17 protein-coding genes are annotated in these 15,507 nt (G+C 42.4%); 10 read left to right on the top strand and 7 right to left on the bottom strand.

Annotation, left to right across the window (positions count from 1 at the left end; translation table 11 throughout):
• Positions 1–6 precede the first annotated feature (6 nt).
• The 6 genes from HMPREF2766_RS09245 to HMPREF2766_RS09220 all read left to right on the top strand — a co-directional run bounded on the left by HMPREF2766_RS09245 (position 7) and on the right by HMPREF2766_RS09220 (position 5,834).
• Positions 7–930 carry a carbohydrate ABC transporter permease gene (locus HMPREF2766_RS09245; RefSeq protein WP_000818344.1) on the top strand — a complete coding sequence of 308 codons (924 nt, stop codon included), beginning with the start codon at positions 7–9 and terminating at the stop codon, positions 928–930.
• 108 nt (positions 931–1,038) lie between these two features.
• Positions 1,039–2,523 carry an ABC transporter substrate-binding protein gene (locus HMPREF2766_RS09240; RefSeq protein WP_000800429.1) on the top strand — a complete coding sequence of 495 codons (1,485 nt, stop codon included), beginning with the start codon at positions 1,039–1,041 and terminating at the stop codon, positions 2,521–2,523.
• A gap of 160 nt (positions 2,524–2,683) precedes the next feature.
• Complete coding sequence (locus tag HMPREF2766_RS09235) at positions 2,684–3,373, top strand: CPBP family intramembrane glutamic endopeptidase (RefSeq protein WP_070569498.1); 690 nt, start codon at positions 2,684–2,686, stop codon at positions 3,371–3,373.
• A gap of 64 nt (positions 3,374–3,437) precedes the next feature.
• Positions 3,438–3,734, top strand: a complete 297-nt coding sequence (locus HMPREF2766_RS09230) for a bacteriocin immunity protein (protein WP_070569495.1) — start codon at positions 3,438–3,440, stop codon at positions 3,732–3,734.
• A 131-nt stretch (positions 3,735–3,865) separates the two neighbouring features.
• The gene (locus HMPREF2766_RS09225; RefSeq protein ID WP_001030012.1) at positions 3,866–4,852 is read left to right on the top strand and encodes an oxygen-dependent tRNA uridine(34) hydroxylase TrhO; all 987 of its coding nucleotides are present in this window, start codon (positions 3,866–3,868) and stop codon (positions 4,850–4,852) included.
• A 121-nt stretch (positions 4,853–4,973) separates the two neighbouring features.
• A complete protein-coding gene (locus tag HMPREF2766_RS09220) occupies positions 4,974–5,834 on the top strand; it encodes a DUF4299 family protein (RefSeq protein WP_070569492.1) in 861 nt (286 codons plus the stop codon).
• Positions 5,835–5,896: 62 nt separating this feature from the next.
• On the opposite strand, the gene HMPREF2766_RS09215 is transcribed toward HMPREF2766_RS09220, so the two are convergent.
• The 5 genes from HMPREF2766_RS09215 to HMPREF2766_RS09195 all read right to left on the bottom strand — a co-directional run bounded on the left by HMPREF2766_RS09215 (position 5,897) and on the right by HMPREF2766_RS09195 (position 10,052).
• Entirely contained in the window at positions 5,897–6,859 is a 963-nt protein-coding gene (locus HMPREF2766_RS09215; protein WP_070569488.1) for a DUF6574 domain-containing protein, read from the bottom strand.
• A gap of 62 nt (positions 6,860–6,921) precedes the next feature.
• Positions 6,922–7,851 (bottom strand): DUF4097 family beta strand repeat-containing protein, encoded by a 930-nt coding sequence (locus HMPREF2766_RS09210; protein WP_070569485.1) that lies wholly within the window; start codon positions 7,849–7,851, stop codon positions 6,922–6,924.
• Entirely contained in the window at positions 7,844–8,437 is a 594-nt protein-coding gene (locus HMPREF2766_RS09205; protein ID WP_033630476.1) for a DUF1700 domain-containing protein, read from the bottom strand. Before HMPREF2766_RS09205 ends, HMPREF2766_RS09210 begins: the two co-directional genes overlap by 8 nt.
• The gene (locus HMPREF2766_RS09200) at positions 8,424–8,750 is read right to left on the bottom strand and encodes a PadR family transcriptional regulator (RefSeq protein ID WP_000273861.1); all 327 of its coding nucleotides are present in this window, start codon (positions 8,748–8,750) and stop codon (positions 8,424–8,426) included. The genes HMPREF2766_RS09205 and HMPREF2766_RS09200 overlap by 14 nt, the downstream gene beginning before the upstream one ends.
• Before the next feature lie 135 nt (positions 8,751–8,885).
• A complete protein-coding gene (locus HMPREF2766_RS09195) occupies positions 8,886–10,052 on the bottom strand; it encodes a CynX/NimT family MFS transporter (RefSeq protein ID WP_070569482.1) in 1,167 nt (388 codons plus the stop codon).
• A 221-nt stretch (positions 10,053–10,273) separates the two neighbouring features.
• Here HMPREF2766_RS09195 and HMPREF2766_RS09190 point away from each other — a divergent pair, with 221 nt between their 5' ends.
• The 4 genes from HMPREF2766_RS09190 (at position 10,274) to HMPREF2766_RS09175 (ending at position 13,889) form a co-directional block, all read left to right on the top strand.
• Positions 10,274–11,104, top strand: a complete 831-nt coding sequence (locus HMPREF2766_RS09190) for a glycosyltransferase (RefSeq protein WP_070569479.1) — start codon at positions 10,274–10,276, stop codon at positions 11,102–11,104.
• Positions 11,105–11,179: 75 nt separating this feature from the next.
• On the top strand, positions 11,180–13,030 hold the full coding sequence (locus tag HMPREF2766_RS09185) for a nucleoside-diphosphate sugar epimerase/dehydratase (RefSeq protein WP_070569476.1): 1,851 nt from the start codon (positions 11,180–11,182) through the stop codon (positions 13,028–13,030).
• A 246-nt stretch (positions 13,031–13,276) separates the two neighbouring features.
• Positions 13,277–13,699, top strand: a complete 423-nt coding sequence (locus tag HMPREF2766_RS09180) for a DUF805 domain-containing protein (protein WP_070569472.1) — start codon at positions 13,277–13,279, stop codon at positions 13,697–13,699.
• A complete protein-coding gene (locus HMPREF2766_RS09175) occupies positions 13,674–13,889 on the top strand; it encodes a DUF805 domain-containing protein (RefSeq protein WP_070569469.1) in 216 nt (71 codons plus the stop codon). The genes HMPREF2766_RS09180 and HMPREF2766_RS09175 overlap by 26 nt, the downstream gene beginning before the upstream one ends.
• 88 nt (positions 13,890–13,977) lie before the next feature.
• On the opposite strand, the gene HMPREF2766_RS09170 is transcribed toward HMPREF2766_RS09175, so the two are convergent.
• Together HMPREF2766_RS09170 and sdaAA are read right to left on the bottom strand one after the other, a co-directional pair.
• Positions 13,978–14,607, bottom strand: coding sequence for an HAD-IA family hydrolase (locus HMPREF2766_RS09170; protein WP_070569466.1), 630 nt, complete (start codon positions 14,605–14,607; stop codon positions 13,978–13,980).
• A gap of 27 nt (positions 14,608–14,634) precedes the next feature.
• On the bottom strand, positions 14,635–15,507 hold the full coding sequence (gene sdaAA / locus HMPREF2766_RS09165) for an L-serine ammonia-lyase, iron-sulfur-dependent, subunit alpha (RefSeq protein WP_000500029.1): 873 nt from the start codon (positions 15,505–15,507) through the stop codon (positions 14,635–14,637).

Raw genomic sequence — 15,507 nt, 5'->3', positions numbered from 1 at the left:
GAGAATATGGCAGAAAAGAAAATTAAAAAAGAAAAAATCGATAATGTCGGCATTCACTCCTTCAGTAAGAAAGCAGATATCTTCTTTAGTATTATCTCTGGTTTGATCGCTCTTTCTTGTATCTTGCCATTTATCTTCGTTATCATCATTTCGGTAACAGATGAAAAGAGCATTCTCCAGTATGGATATAGCTTTTTCCCTTCGAAGTTTGGTGTAGATGGATTCCAGTTCCTAGCTCAGTTTAAAGATAAGATCCTCCAAGCGCTCTTTATCTCAGTTTTTGTAACTGTAGTCGGAACAGTGACCAACGTCTTCATTACAACCACTTATGCCTATGCCATCTCACGGACAACCTTTAAGTACCGCAGATTCTTTACGATCTTCGCTCTTCTTAGTATGTTGTTCAATGCTGGTTTGGTACCGGGCTATATCGTGGTCACTCGCCTGCTTCAACTGGGTGATACCGTTTGGGCCTTGATTGTTCCAATGCTTCTCTCACCATTCAACATCATCTTGATGCGTTCCTTCTTCAAGAAGACCATTCCAGAAGCCATTCTCGAATCTGCTCGTATCGATGGTGCCAGTGAAGCTCGGATCTTCTTCCAGATTTGTTTGCCATTGTCACTTCCAGGTATCGCAACCATCACGCTTTTGACAGCTCTTGGTTTCTGGAACGACTGGTTCAACGCCCTTCTTTACATCAAGAGTGACAACTTGTATCCATTGCAATATTTGCTTATGCAAATCCAGCAAAATATGGACTACATTGCAAAAGCAGTCGGCCTATCTGGCCAACTGGGAGTTGCTCTACCAAAAGAAACAGGTCGTATGGCCATGGTTGTGGTTGCAACCCTTCCAATCGCGATTCTGTATCCATTCTTCCAACGCTACTTTGTTAAAGGGTTGACAATCGGTGGTGTGAAAGAATAGCACTTATTGAGAAACACCGTTTCTCCCTTCCCAACTTCATCTTAGTGACTGAAGTTACAAATCATTAAATCGTTTATAAGTTTAAAAATAAAAAAAGGAGTTTTTATCATGAAAAACTGGAAAAAATATGCTTTTGCATCTGCTAGCGTAGTCGCTTTGGCTGCAAGTCTTGCTGCTTGTGGAAACCTTACAGGTAACAACAAAAAAGCTGCAGATACTACTTCAGGTGAAAAACCTGTAATCAAAATGTACCAAATCGGTGACAAACCAGACAACTTGGATGAATTGCTAGAAAATGCAAACAAAATCATCGAAGAAAAAGTCGGTGCTAAATTGGATATCCAATACCTTGGATGGGGTGACTATGATAAGAAAATGTCTGTTATCACATCATCTGGTGAAAACTATGATATCGCATTTGCATCTAACTATGTCGTAAATGCTCAAAAAGGTGCTTATGCTGACTTGACAGAATTGTATAAAAAAGAAGGAGCAGAGCTTTACAAAGCACTTGACCCAGCTTACATCAAAGGGAACACTGTAAACGGTAAGATCTATGCAGTACCAGTTGCAGCTAACGTTGCATCATCTCAAAACTTTGCCTTCAACGGAACTCTTCTTGCTAAATACGGTATCGATATTTCAGGTGTCACTTCATACGAAACACTTGAACCAGTCTTGAAACAAATTAAAGAAAAAGCTCCAGATGTAGTACCATTTGCGGTTACGAAGAACTTTATCCCATCTGATAACTTTGACTACCCAGTACCAAACGGACTTCCATTTGTTATCGACCTTGAAGGAGACACTACTAAGATCGTAAACCGTTACGAAGTGCCTCGTTTCAAAGAACATTTGAAGACTCTTCACAAATTCTATGAAGCTGGATACATTCCAAAAGACGTAGCAACAAGCGACACTTCATTTGACCTTCAACAAGATACTTGGTTTGTTCGTGAAGAAACAGTAGGACCAGCTGACTACGGTAACAGCTTGCTCTCACGTGTTGCTAACAAAGATATCCAAATCAAACCAATCACTAACTTTATCAAGAAAAACCAAACAACACAAGTTGCTAACTTTGTTATTTCAAACAACTCTAAGAACAAAGAAAAATCAATGGAAGTGTTGAATCTCTTGAACACAAACCCAGAACTCTTGAACGGTCTTGTTTACGGTCCAGAAGGTAAGAACTGGGAAAAAATTGAAGGTAAAGAAAACCGTGTACGCGTCCTTGATGGCTACAAAGGAAATACTCACATGGGTGGATGGAACACTGGTAACAACTGGATTCTTTACATCAACGAAAACGTTACAGACCAACAAATCGAAGATTCTAAGAAACAATTGGCAGAAGCTAAAGAATCTCCAGCACTTGGATTCATCTTTAACACTGACAATGTGAAATCTGAAATCTCAGCAATTTCTAACACAATGCAACAATTCGATACAGCTATCAACACTGGTACTGTAGACCCAGATAAAGCAATCCCAGAATTGATGGAAAAATTGAAATCTGAAGGTGCCTACGAAAAAGTATTGAACGAAATGCAAAAACAATACGACGAATTCTTGAAAAACAAAAAATCATAAGAACGATTGATTTCGTGTATTCATTCCTAATTCCTAAAAATGTGATCACTGCCTTCCCTAGTTCTCTAGGGGAGGTAGTGATTTTTAGGATGTAAAAATGAAAACAGTTGTTCTGAGGGTTTATGCGATGTGATACACATACATCTATAGGGGATTTATTATGAAAAAATATCGTCTTCTTTTCAAAATGAGTGCTGTCTTCTCTTACCTATTTTTCGTATTTGGCCTTTGCCAGCTGACGCTTATTGTCCAAAACTATTGGCAATTTTCTTCCCAGATTGGCAATTTCTTCTGGATTCAAAATATCTTGAGTTTGCTATTTAGCGGAGTCATGATTTGGATTCTGGTTAAGACAGGGCACGGTTATCTCTTTCGCATTCCAAGAAAAAAATGGCTTTGGTATTCGATTTTGACAGTATTAGTGGTAGTGCTCCAGATCTCTTTTAACGTTCAGACAGCTAAACATGTTCAGTCAACTGCGGAAGGTTGGGCTGTATTGATTGGTTATAGTGGGACTAATTTTGCAGAGCTAGGTATTTATATAGCCCTGTTCTTTCTGGTTCCACTGATGGAAGAGTTAATCTATAGAGGATTACTGCAACACGCCTTTTTTAAAGATTCGCGATTTGGTCTTGATTTGCTTCTTCCTTCTATTTTATTTGCTCTCCCTCATTTTTCAAGCCTTCCTAGTCTGTTAGATATCTTCGTCTTTGCAACATCTGGAATCATTTTTGCTGGTTTGACCCGTTATACCAAGAGCATTTATCCATCCTATGCGGTGCATGTGATCAATAATATTGTAGCGACCTTGCCATTTTTGCTGACTTTTTTACATAGGGTGTTTGGGTAAAATATTAGCATGAGAGTTAGGAATTATAGTTTTTTTATAAGCGAATTTCAGGAGGAAAATGAGTATGACACCATTAAAATGGTTTGCTGGAGGAAGTGAAAGGCGTTGTGAAGCGATGACCATCATTGATCATCTATTGGAAGATATAAAGGCTGCGCCTCAACTTGCTCCCCTAAAAAATCAGTTAGTGATTTATCAAAAACGATTAGAGGATGATGGAACCTCTACTCCATTTATTCTGAGCCAAATGAATGTTGACATCTCACGTGTGTTGATTGATAACAAGCTGGGTTTGTCAGAAAATCAAGCTAAGCAAATCAAAAAATTGAGAGAATTATCTGCGATTCGCTATGGTTACTGATGAAGTGCAGTGGCAGGTCTCTCTATATAATTTCCGGTCAAATAAATTGCATTCGTTTTCCCAAGTGGGTATACTAGTATAGTTGAATGAAAAATTCTGAAAATTTAAGAATAGAAAAGAGAACAAATCTTATGGCAAAAGATATTCGTGTCTTACTTTACTACCTTTATACTCCAATTGAAAACGCAGAGCAATTTGCGGCAGATCACTTGGCTTTCTGTAAATCAATCGGTCTCAAAGGCCGTATTCTCGTCGCTGACGAGGGGATTAACGGGACTGTTTCAGGTGACTACGAAACAACTCAAAAATACATGGACTATGTTCACAGCCTCCCAGGCATGGAGGACCTCTGGTTCAAGATTGACGAAGAAAATGAACAAGCCTTCAAGAAGATGTTTGTTCGCTACAAGAAAGAAATTGTCCACCTTGGTTTGGAAGACAACGATTTTGACAACGACATCAATCCACTTGAAACAACAGGCGCTTACTTGTCTCCAAAAGAGTTTAAAGAAGCCCTTCTTGACGAAGATACAGTGGTTCTTGACACACGTAACGATTATGAGTACGACCTAGGACATTTCCGAGGGGCTATCCGTCCAGACATCCGCAACTTCCGTGAGTTGCCACAATGGGTCCGTGACAACAAGGAAAAATTCATGGATAAACGTGTTGTGGTTTACTGTACAGGTGGCGTTCGCTGTGAGAAATTCTCAGGCTGGATGGTCCGTGAAGGCTACAAAGATGTCGGCCAATTGCACGGAGGAATCGCAACTTACGGTAAAGATCCAGAAGTTCAAGGTGAGCTTTGGGATGGGAAAATGTACGTCTTTGACGAGCGTATCGCCGTTGATGTTAACCATGTTAACCCAACCATCGTAGGGAAAGACTGGTTTGATGGAACACCATGTGAACGCTATGTCAACTGTGGAAATCCCTTCTGTAACCGTCGTATCTTGACATCAGAAGAAAATGAAGACAAGTACCTCCGTGGATGCTCACACGAGTGCCGTGTTCACCCACGCAACCGCTATGTTTCAGAAAATGAATTGACACAAGCAGAAGTAATCGAGCGCCTAGCAGCTATCGGTGAAAGCTTGGATCAAGTCGCTACTGTATAACATCAAACAGTCCTTAGGGGCTGTTTTTCTATGCTTTTTACTCAAAAATCTAAAATTTGTTTCTGTATCTTTCAGGAAAATAGTGTATACTATGTGTAAACGATTTCAAAGGAGGCCAGTTATGGCGAAAATATTTTTTATCCCAAATAAAGATAGTATTCTAGGACAACAGGAGGTCTTGACTGCCAAGTCTATCTTGGCCTTGGTGGAGGGCTTGGAGTCACACAGTTATGATGCGGTCTATCTCCGTCAGCCCCTCAATCGTCTCGAGTATATCGAGTGTGGGATTGTAGGTCAGTCACAATTTCTCTTCAAGGTGAACTATGCGGATAGTCGAAAAGGCTATCAAGTGGTGATTCCAGACTTCCTTACCAGAGCGGACTGGGAGATTGTAGAGGCTCTCCTCCAAGCCCTATCGAGCAAGTTGGGGCATGTGGTAGAAGGGTTAGAAGGATTTGACTTTGAAGCTTATTTCCGACAAACAGTTCAGAATTATCTAGCGGATAAGGCGGTTCGTTTAGTATATTGCCAAGGAATCTTGTCCCCTATCTATCTTAACAAGGAATACCTCGAGAGCTTTTTTGCTGAGGATGGATTGGCACGTTTTGAAGAGCTAGTCAAGAAGGTTCAAGGCTCTGATGCCTACCTTGCCAGTGTGAAATTTTACCCAGATGCTCAAGGCAAGGTGCACGGTATCTATCACCTAGCCCAAGGAGTCAAGACGATTTTGCCAAAAGAACCCATTGTACCTGTGCCTTATACGGAGCAGCTAGCAGGCAAGGAACTTGTTTGGGAGATTGACCTAGTGGCGATTTCTGGTGATGGTTCAAAAGCCGAAGACTACGAATCCATCGCTCGCTTGGATTACGCAAAATTCCTAGAGTCACTACCAACAGCATTTTACCACCAACTAGATGCCAATCAACTAGAAGTACAAGCCATTTTGGGAAAAGATTTTGAGGAATTGGCAAGCATCGAGTAGGCCTTGTTTAAAAAAGAGTAAGTCTAAAAATCCCTGTCATTGGTCAATGGCAGGGATTTTGGTTAAAAGAAGGTCAGGATGCGAAGGTAGTCTACTGTCAGCGCGAGCTCTGCAATGAAGAAGGGGAAGAGAATAGCGCCATCAAGTAAGACAGCTAGCAGGAATCGATAAAATGGGTCCAGGCTACTGGTCTTACTTGGCTTGCTAATCACAAAGAGATTTCCAAGGGCAAAGATGGCCATGCTGAGAAGAGTGAGGATACCAGCAAATCGTAAGCCACCAAAGAGTGCAAAGAAACTTGCTAGAGCCGTTAGGACAAGTGGGATAGCAAAGAGTCGGCTATACCGATCGAAGGCTTCTTGGAATGTGAAGTCGCTCTCCTGGTCCAGCACACGTCGGACAGTAAAGCCTCCCAAAATGATGGAAAAGTAAAATAGAGCGCTAGCGACCAAGATGGAGAGTCCAGCAAAGAGATTTAAAGGAGGGAGCTGGTTAGGTAAACTATTGGCAATAGATGCCATATAGCCGTAGTAGAGGTGCTTGATATGATAGATACTAAAGAAAAGGTTAATCATGGATAGCAAAGTGAGCAGGCCAAAGACACTGTAACGATGCTTTTGGTCCGTAGTCTTGCTGGCAGTTGGTTCTTGGATAGCGTCCAGAAGCCAAGTCCAAAATAGTGCGATTTCTTCTTTGAATCGAGCAGTTTTGCGGGGGTCAATATCTGGGATATAGGGACTATCTAAAGCCTTGCTGAGGATGTTTTTTTCTTTTGTAGGGTTCTCTTGGTTGCCTTTCTCTTCAGCTTTCCCTTCTCCCTCTTCCTCGGTTTGGGTTTCCTCAGCCATTTCGGGAGCTTCCTCCTCATGCGTTTCCGACTCTTTAGGTGAGATAGGAGTTTCTTGGCTTGCTTGTGGTTCGGTCTCCACAGTTTCCGAAGTCTCTGGTTGGTCGGGCTGGATTTCCGATTTCGTCTGAGCTGATTTCTTCTCAAGATCGGCGCTTTCAAACCATTCTTGTGTCATGGTGGAACCTCCTTTTTTATGGTCGTTTTCTATCTTTAGACTAGCAGATGAAAGCGTTTTTGTCAATGGTTTCTAGATGGAGCAGAATGCTCCTCTTTAGGTAGGTAGATATCCTGGTTGGCTTTTGCAATGAGTAAATCCTTGATATCTGCTTTTTCGGTTTTATAAGGGTTGGCAAGTACATTCTCTTTTTGTCCACGATGTTCTTCTTTGGGTTGACGATAGATACCACCATGCTGAGAAGAAATTTCTAGATTGATACGGTCAGTCTCTTTCTGGGAGAGAATGAGTTGTAGAGTTGAATAAGCCTCTAGCTCGACCTTGCCGTGAACCTGGATATTCTCAGCATAGATGTGTGCTCCCTCCGTCTTGACCTGACTATCTGTCAATTCGGCATCAAAGATATTGATGATATGAGATGCCGTTAATGTGCTGTTCTTGATAGAACTTTCTGTTAGTCTTAAGAGATAGCCTTTTGTTTTGATGGTTGCATTTTCAAGGTTGGCTTGACGAATATTAGTTTGTCCACGATTGGCTGAGACGGTGATAGCTTGCAGCTTTCTTCCTTTGGGTAGGGAGAGAACGACTTCGTCAAAACGATTAGAATAGTTGCTGGCGATACGAAGTAGGCTTTCGATTCCTGAACCGAGAAAACGATGTTGGGAGGCTTGTTTGTCAGTGACGCTCAGTGTTTTGTCACTCATACCAGTAGTCAAATCGTGACGACCAGATACGGAAGGATGATAGGTGATATGGATCTTGTCATCTACAGACTCTGTGATGGTTAGGCTGTGTTCTTCAAGGGTCAAATCAAGTTTTTCCACTTCGCTTCCAAAGGTCACTTCTTCGATACGATTGTCATAGACGGGGTCTTTTGACATGGCAAGCAAACTTTGAATACCATTGGACTGGGCGCCTACAATGATCATGATAAAACCAAGGATTGTAGAAACCACACCAAAGATGAGAAATCCTTTTGTCAATTTACGCATGTCTGTCACCTCTCTTTCCTTTTTTAAGAATCCATTGCACCAAGCGGACGATTAGGAGACCAAAGAAACGGGCTACATAGGAGATACCTAGTAGAACAAGAGAAGAAGCACCGATAGAAAGCAAACCGGCCCCAAAAATCAAGATAAAGGCAGATTTGGCTTCGACCAGAACACTAAAGCTCTCTATGATAAAGAGTCCACCTAGCAGGATACCCGTCACCGAAACAGTGAAAAAGGCTAGAATGACGGAGACAGCTGCGATAAAAATACCGATGATGGCCATGAGGATGCCGATCCCGACCGGAATTCCGATAGGAGCTACTAGCAGAGCCAGGAGGGCAATGTGTAGCAGTTGGCGATCATTCTTTTGAGCAGGTGCCTCATTGACCTTTTTATCGAGAAGATCAGAGAGGATATCATGGGCAGCTTCTTTTGGAGTTCCCAGACTGGCAATGAGTTCTTCTTCGCCCTCTGGACCTGCATCGTCAAATAGTTCCTTAAAGTAGTCCATGGCTTCGATGCGGTCAGCTTCAGGTAGTTTATGGAGATAGGTTTCTAACTGAGTCAGATAGTCAGTTCTTGTCATGGCGGATACTCCCTTCTATGATGCCGTTGACGGTTTCGGTATAGAGCGTCCACTCTTCCTTTAGAGTAACGAGCTGCTCTACGCCCCGATTGGTCAAGGAGTAGTATTTGCGCATACGCCCCTGAAACTCTCTAGAGTAGGTGGTTAGAAAGCCACTGGCTTCCAATTTTTTGAGAATGGGATAGAGCGTAGATTCTTTGATATTGGCAATGAGCTTAATGGTTTGACTAATCTCATAACCATAAGAATCCCCCTGCTCCAGTACAGCCAAGATGAGAAACTCGATCAAGGCAGAGGATGTTGGGAAGTACATGGGAAACCTCCTTTATATTATATAAAAATTTTATATATACTCTTTTCAAATATATTGTATCTCAAGTTGAAAGCCCTGTCAAGAAATATGTGTAAAAATTTTATATATAAAAAACTCCTAGTAAAAACTAGAAGTTTAGAGGATTTTATCAGCCCGATCTACCATAAAGAGTGAGATGGTCATGATGATATCGATGGCTAGAAGGGCAAGGACAGCTGGGATCCAAGATTGAAAAAGTTCAAAACTATAACCAAACAAGGCAGGACCAAAGGCCGCCAAGATGTAGCCTCCTGTTTGCGCTAGTCCTGATAGCTGAGCTGTCTTTTCAGGAGAACTGGTTTTAAGAGAAAAGCAAACCATGAGGTAGGGGAAGAGGGCACTGCAGGCCGTTCCAATCAAGAGATGGACAACTAACCAGTAGAGGAAATTATTGGCTGGATACAAGAGCATGGCAATTCCCATCATACCAGCGATAGAGATAATTGCCAGCATGATTCGACGGTAACCATCTGATAGACGAGTCGTCAGACTTGGAACAGTCATCGAAAAAGGAATGCTGATCAGTGAGAAAATAGAAGCGAGGAGAGCCGCATCACTATTAGAAATACCAGCACTAACAGCCATAGTTGGCAACCAGGTCATACTTGTATAAAAGAGCAAGGACTGAAGCCCGCCAAAGATAATGATAGCCCAGACATCTTTACTTTTTAGAATATTCTCTTTGACTTGCTTTTCTTTTTGGCTTTCTAGGCGGTGATTGTGGCGATGATTTGGCAACCAGACTAGTAGAGTGACCAGACAGAGAAAGCTGAGAACGAGGATGAGGTCCTTCCAAGAACTAGCTTGGGTGATAGGGACGGATAGATAAGAAGCGATGGCTGTCGAAATTCCCATGGCAGTGACATAGAGAGTTGTTAGGAAACTAATCTTTTGAGGCTGATTTGCCTGGATCATACTTGGGAGGAGTACATTGAAGATCGCTATGCTTGCTCCCACAATTAGGGTTCCTAGATAAAGAAGGGGAAGATTGAAGATACGAATGACAGAGCCAACAGTTAAGAGGAGGAGACAGTAAGTAAAGAGGTGTTCCAACCCGATTTTTTGTGCCAAGCGGCTTGCAAAAGCAGAGAAAAGAGCAAACATCAAGAGAGGGAGACTGGTTAAAATCCCAAGAGAGCTAACCTCCACTCCTAGTCCCTGAGCGATATCTCCTAAAATGGTTGGAAGAGCAGTAAAAGGAGAGCGTAAAACAGTCCCGATTAAGACAATTCCTAGAACAAAAAAGAGTGATTGTTTTTTCATAAAAACCTCGATAGGATGATTTTAATAACAGCTTATTTTAAGGTTTTTTCCTTATAATGTCAAGTAATGACAGCCAAGACAGTTCAATCAATGGAAGTGAAAATAAAGTGAAAAGAGACAGATTTCTTTACTAGAATTTTCCTTGATTTGATATAAAAATAGGAAACTAGGAGAATTTGTGATAAAATAGTGGAAGGAAATCTATACATTGGAGAAAAACTGTGCCTGAAAAGCAAAAAATCAGCGTCTTGATGTCGGTCTATGTAAAGGAAAATCCGACGTTTTTAAGAGATGCTATCAAAAGTGTTCAAAACCAGACCTTGAAACCGAGTGAACTTGTTCTTGTTGAGGACGGCCCGCTCACACCCGAACTCTATCAGGTGCTAGATGAAGTGGAAGCTCAGTCAGACATTCCAGTTAAACGGTGCCCCTTAGAACAAAACCAAGGTTTAGGCTTGGCTCTTCGATACGGTGTTTTACAGTGCCAGTATGACATTATTGCCCGCATGGATACGGATGATTTAGCCGTTCCGGATCGTTTTGAGAAACAGCTTCAGCTAATGGAGAAAGAAGATCTCGACCTCTTAGGTGGGCATATCGCAGAGTTCATTGACAATCCAGATGAGATTGTGTCTTATCGTCGTGTTCCAACTCAGCATGCAGACATTGTGGCTTATCAGAGAATGAGAAGCGCCTTTAACCATATGACAGTCATGTTCAAAAAGGACATGGTCCTCAAGGCGGGCAACTATGAAGATGGCCTTTACATGGAGGATGACCTCCTTTGGCTCAATATGATTGCTGCAGGTGCCAAGACTGGGAACCTAGATCAAATCTTGTGTAAGGTTCGTGTCGGTGCAGGGATGTTTGAGCGTCGAGGTGGCTTGCGTTACCTTAAACTCTATCGTCAAGCTCGTCAGCGCATGCTTGAGCGAGGGCAAATTTCTTACATGGAATATGCTAAAAGTATCTTCATTCAGGCAATTGTTGCACTTTGTCCAGGCTTTGTACGTCAGTTTATCTTCGTCAAACTTTTAAGAAAGAGAAAGTGAGCCCCGATAGACTGAATGATTCAGGTTATCATAACAACAGTATCATCTGACTCTTTTAAGGGGGAGTAAATTCCTATGAATAAAAAACTAACAGATTATGTGATTGATCTGGTTGAAATTTTAAATAAACAGCAAAAACAAGTGTTTTGGGGGATATTCGATATTCTGAGTATGGTGGTTTCCATCATCGTATCTTATATCTTGTTTTATGGCCTTATAAATCCGGCGCCTGTGGATTATGTAATCTACACTCTTTTAGCCTTCCTCCTTTATCAAATCATGATTGCATTTTGGGGGCTAAATGCTAGTATCAGTCGTTATAGCAAGATTACGGATTTCATGAAAATCTTTTTCGGAGTGATGCTCAGCAGTGTTCTTTCTTATGGAATCTGCTATGCCTTTCTTCCATTGTTTTCTATCCGTTTCATCGTACTCTTCATTTTGTTGAGTACCTTCCTCATCTTGCTTCCTCGTATCACTTGGCAGCTGATTTATTCTAAGCGCAAGCAAGGTAGTGGAGATGGAGAGCATCGCCGTACCTTCTTGATCGGTGCTGGTGATGGTGGCGCCCTCTTTATGAACAGCTACCAACATCCAACTAGCGACCTTGAGCTAGTGGGGATTTTGGATAACGATGAAAAGAAAAAGGGACAAAAACTAGGTGGAATCCCAGTTTTGGGCTCTTATGATAATCTACCTGAATTGGCTAAACGTCACCAAATCGAGCGTGTTATCGTAGCAATCCCTTCGCTTGACCCATCAGAGTACGAACGCATCTTGCAGATGTGTAATAAGCTAGGCGTCAAATGTTACAAGATGCCTAAGGTTGAGACAGTCGTTCAAGGACTCCATCAATCAGGTAGTGGCTTCCAGAAAATTGATATCACAGACCTTTTGGGCCGTCAGGAAATTCGTCTCGACGAATCGCGTCTAGGTACTGAGATTACAGGCAAGACCATCTTGGTGACAGGAGCTGGTGGTTCGATTGGTTCGGAGATTTGTCGTCAGGTTAGCCGCTTCAATCCAGAACGTATCATCTTGCTTGGGCATGGCGAAAATTCCATCTATCTCGTTTATCATGAATTGATCCGTACATTCCAAGGGATTGATTATGTTCCTGTTATTGCAGATATTCAGGACTATGACCGTCTCTTGCAGGTGTTTGAGCAGTACAAACCAGCCATCGTTTACCATGCTGCAGCCCACAAGCACGTTCCAATGATGGAACGCAATCCAAAAGAAGCCTTCAAGAACAATATCCTCGGTACCTACAATGTTGCCAAGGCTGTTGATGAGGCCAAAGTGCCTAAGATGGTCATGATTTCGACTGATAAGGCGGTCAATCCACCGAATGTTATGGGTGCAACCAAGCGCGTGGCAGAATTGATTGTCACTGGCTTTAACCAACGCAGCAAATCAACCTACTGTGCAGTTCGTTTTGGGAATGTTCTCGGTAGTCGTGGTAGCGTGATTCCTGTCTTTGAACGTCAGATTGCTGAAGGCGGTCCTGTAACGGTGACAGACTTCCGTATGACACGTTACTTTATGACCATTCCAGAGGCTAGCCGTCTAGTAATCCATGCTGGCGCTTATGCCAAGGACGGAGAAGTCTTTATCCTCGATATGGGCAAACCAGTCAAGATCTATGACTTGGCTAAGAAAATGGTTCTTCTAAGCGGACACACTGAAAGTGAAATTCCAATCGTTGAGGTCGGTATCCGCCCAGGAGAAAAACTCTATGAAGAACTCTTGGTTTCGACCGAATTGGTTGATAACCAAGTCATGGACAAGATTTTCGTTGGTAAGGTAAATGTCATGCCTCTAGAAGCCATCGATCAAAAGATTGAAGAGTTCCGTTCACTCAGCGGAGATGAGCTTAAAGAAGCGATTATTTCCTTTGCGAATGAGACAACTCATGCTGAGTAAGAGTGTATCCCCTTCATAATGAAACAACTATCGCCAGTTTTCTGAGGAAATCAGAAAGCTGGTTTTTATAAATAGAGAGTAGAAAACATCGTCTCTTTCAAAGGATTAATAAGCGCAACTATTCAAGGGACGATGTTATGTGATCTATCAGGAGAGTGATTTCAGACAATCTAAAAACTACCTCTATTTTTAGCTGGTAGTATAACTTTGCAAAATAAGTATTAAAATCAAAAGGAGATTTTTTGTATGCTGAGTGCTATTAGGAGTTTTTTCAAAGGCTATGCAAATTTTTCTGGTCGTTCCACACGTCCAGAATTTTGGTGGGTTTGGCTGCTAAATATGGTAATTTTCTTGCCCGCCTACTACTCGCTGTTCACGGGATTAGAATCTGATAAAGCCATTAGGAATATTGCGGTCTTCAGTATGTGTATTATTTTGTTTATAGTAGAGTTTGTTCCTCTACTAGCACTGATAGTACGTCGCTTACGAGATGTGGGTATCCATTGGGCCTATATCTTTATTGTATTTGTTCCTTTGGGTGCAATAACACTGCTCGTTATGCTCGCTATGCCAAGTCAACGATTTGGAGAAAAAGTGATAGAGAATAGTGAAAAAGATAAAGAGAATACGGAAGACTCTCGGTTTGAAGAAATGGTACGAAAATATTAAGATATTTTTACTCTATTTAAAAACGTCTGAGTCGCTTCGCTGCTTACGAGACGCTGGTTTCCACTGGGCCTTTATCTTCATTGCTTTGGTTCCTATTGCTGGACCGATTGCTCTTATTGTCATGCTTGCTTGGCCAAGTAAGAAGGATGAAGATACAGATACTGAAGAACAGGATCAAATTACTGCTTAAGCATGGAGTTGATTCCTTCTGATAGTAACAAGATATAAAAAAATACTCCTCAACCTAGTTCACTAGTGTTAGGAGTATTTTTGTATGGTTAGAGTTGGCTAATGATATCATCAATGGTACGGGCAATCCAGTCAGGTTGATAGCTGAGCAAATCAGCCTCTTCTCCAAATCCCCAAGTAACAGCAAACTTTTTAATGCCAGTTTCTTGAGCTCCGATCATATCAAACTTGGTATCCCCAATGATGAGGACTTGGTCTGCAGGGAGTTGATGCGTTTGCAAGGCGTAACGGATGACATCCGCCTTGTGTGGTGTTTCAGGACTAGAACCATAAATGCCATCAAAGAAATGATGGATTCCCAGATTTTTAGTCATATCGTGAGCAGTAGGAGTATTCTTTGTTGTAGTGATGTAGAGAGGGTAGTTTTGCGAAAGCTCTTGAAGCAATTCCGTTATTCGGGGGAAGAGTTGGGCTTCGTGGATTCCTTTTTCCTTGTAGTAAGAACGATAGATTTGAACAGCTTCTGAGATTTGTTCCTTGGGAAGACATGTTGCAAAACTACTTTCAAGTGGTGGTCCCATAAAACCACGAATGGTTTTGGCATCAGGGCTTGGAACTCCTAGCTCTTTAAAGGTATGGGTAAAGGCATTGTGGATCCCGATGGAACTATCAACCAGGGTTCCGTCTAGATCAAAAAAGATTGCTGAGATAGAGGGCATAGTTTCTCCTAATAGATATAGATAAGCTTATTCTCCGAAGATTTCTTTTTGTAGGCGGCGACCAGTAGGTGTAGCGGCGAGTCCACCCTCAGCTGTTTCACGAAAGGCAGTTGGAAGACTAGATCCGACTTGGTACATGGCATCGATGACTTCGTCAACAGGGATCTTAGACTCGATACCTGCCAAGGCCATGTCTGCTGCGATAAAGGCAAAGCTGGCTCCCATGGCATTGCGCTTGACACAGGGAACTTCAACCAAACCAGCGACGGGGTCGCAGATGAGGCCTAGCATATTTTTAATGACAAAGGCGATGGCTTGACTAGCCTGATAGGGGCTTCCACCTGCAGCCAAGGTCAAGGCTGCAGCACTCATGGCAGAGGCAGAGCCAACCTCGGCCTGACAGCCACCTTCAGCGCCTGAGATAGAGGCATTGTTTGCGATGACTAGTCCAAAGGCACCAGCAGCAAAGAGGAAATCTAGCTGTTCTTCGTGGCTAAGGTCTAATTTTTGGATAGCAGCAGTGAGAACGGCTGGCAGACAGCCGGCACTTCCTGCGGTTGGAGTAGCGCAGACTAAGCCCATCTTCGCATTGTGTTCATTGACTGCGATGGCATTACGGGCTGCTGATAGGATGGTAAAGTCCGACAAGGCCTTGCCACTTTTGAGATGACGGTCTAGTTTGGCCGCGTCTCCACCCGTTAAGCCACTACGGGATTTATTTTCACTGAGGCCGAGCTCGACAGAGGCTTTCATGACTTCTAGATTGCGTTCCATGAGGAGGAGAACTTCTGGGCGTTCCCGACCGGTTAGTTGATATTCTGTCGCAATCATGAGTTCTGCGACATTTCCTTGGAAGTCTAGATCTGCTTGCTCGACCAATTCTTTGATAGAATAAAACAT

This window comes from Streptococcus sp. HMSC076C08 (assembly GCF_001810825.1).
Taxonomy (GTDB): Bacteria; Bacillota; Bacilli; order Lactobacillales; family Streptococcaceae; genus Streptococcus.
The sequence above is the reverse complement of the archived record's forward strand: the minus strand, read 5'-3'. Positions and strand labels throughout refer to the sequence as shown.

Bases quoted from the DNA above. Each gene is read 5' to 3' on its own strand.
- HMPREF2766_RS09245 (WP_000818344.1), top strand. From the start codon at position 7: ATGGCAGAAAAGAAAATTAAAAAAGAAAAAATCGATAATGTCGGCATT.
- HMPREF2766_RS09240 (WP_000800429.1), top strand. From the start codon at position 1,039: ATGAAAAACTGGAAAAAATATGCTTTTGCATCTGCTAGCGTAGTCGCT.
- HMPREF2766_RS09235 (WP_070569498.1), top strand. From the start codon at position 2,684: ATGAAAAAATATCGTCTTCTTTTCAAAATGAGTGCTGTCTTCTCTTAC.
- HMPREF2766_RS09230 (WP_070569495.1), top strand. From the start codon at position 3,438: ATGACACCATTAAAATGGTTTGCTGGAGGAAGTGAAAGGCGTTGTGAA.
- HMPREF2766_RS09225 (WP_001030012.1), top strand. From the start codon at position 3,866: ATGGCAAAAGATATTCGTGTCTTACTTTACTACCTTTATACTCCAATT.
- HMPREF2766_RS09220 (WP_070569492.1), top strand. From the start codon at position 4,974: ATGGCGAAAATATTTTTTATCCCAAATAAAGATAGTATTCTAGGACAA.
- HMPREF2766_RS09215 (WP_070569488.1), bottom strand. From the start codon at position 6,859: ATGACACAAGAATGGTTTGAAAGCGCCGATCTTGAGAAGAAATCAGCT.
- HMPREF2766_RS09210 (WP_070569485.1), bottom strand. From the start codon at position 7,851: ATGCGTAAATTGACAAAAGGATTTCTCATCTTTGGTGTGGTTTCTACA.
- HMPREF2766_RS09205 (WP_033630476.1), bottom strand. From the start codon at position 8,437: ATGACAAGAACTGACTATCTGACTCAGTTAGAAACCTATCTCCATAAA.
- HMPREF2766_RS09200 (WP_000273861.1), bottom strand. From the start codon at position 8,750: ATGTACTTCCCAACATCCTCTGCCTTGATCGAGTTTCTCATCTTGGCT.
- HMPREF2766_RS09195 (WP_070569482.1), bottom strand. From the start codon at position 10,052: ATGAAAAAACAATCACTCTTTTTTGTTCTAGGAATTGTCTTAATCGGG.
- HMPREF2766_RS09185 (WP_070569476.1), top strand. From the start codon at position 11,180: ATGAATAAAAAACTAACAGATTATGTGATTGATCTGGTTGAAATTTTA.
- HMPREF2766_RS09180 (WP_070569472.1), top strand. From the start codon at position 13,277: ATGCTGAGTGCTATTAGGAGTTTTTTCAAAGGCTATGCAAATTTTTCT.
- HMPREF2766_RS09170 (WP_070569466.1), bottom strand. From the start codon at position 14,607: ATGCCCTCTATCTCAGCAATCTTTTTTGATCTAGACGGAACCCTGGTT.
- sdaAA (WP_000500029.1), bottom strand. From the start codon at position 15,507: ATGTTTTATTCTATCAAAGAATTGGTCGAGCAAGCAGATCTAGACTTC.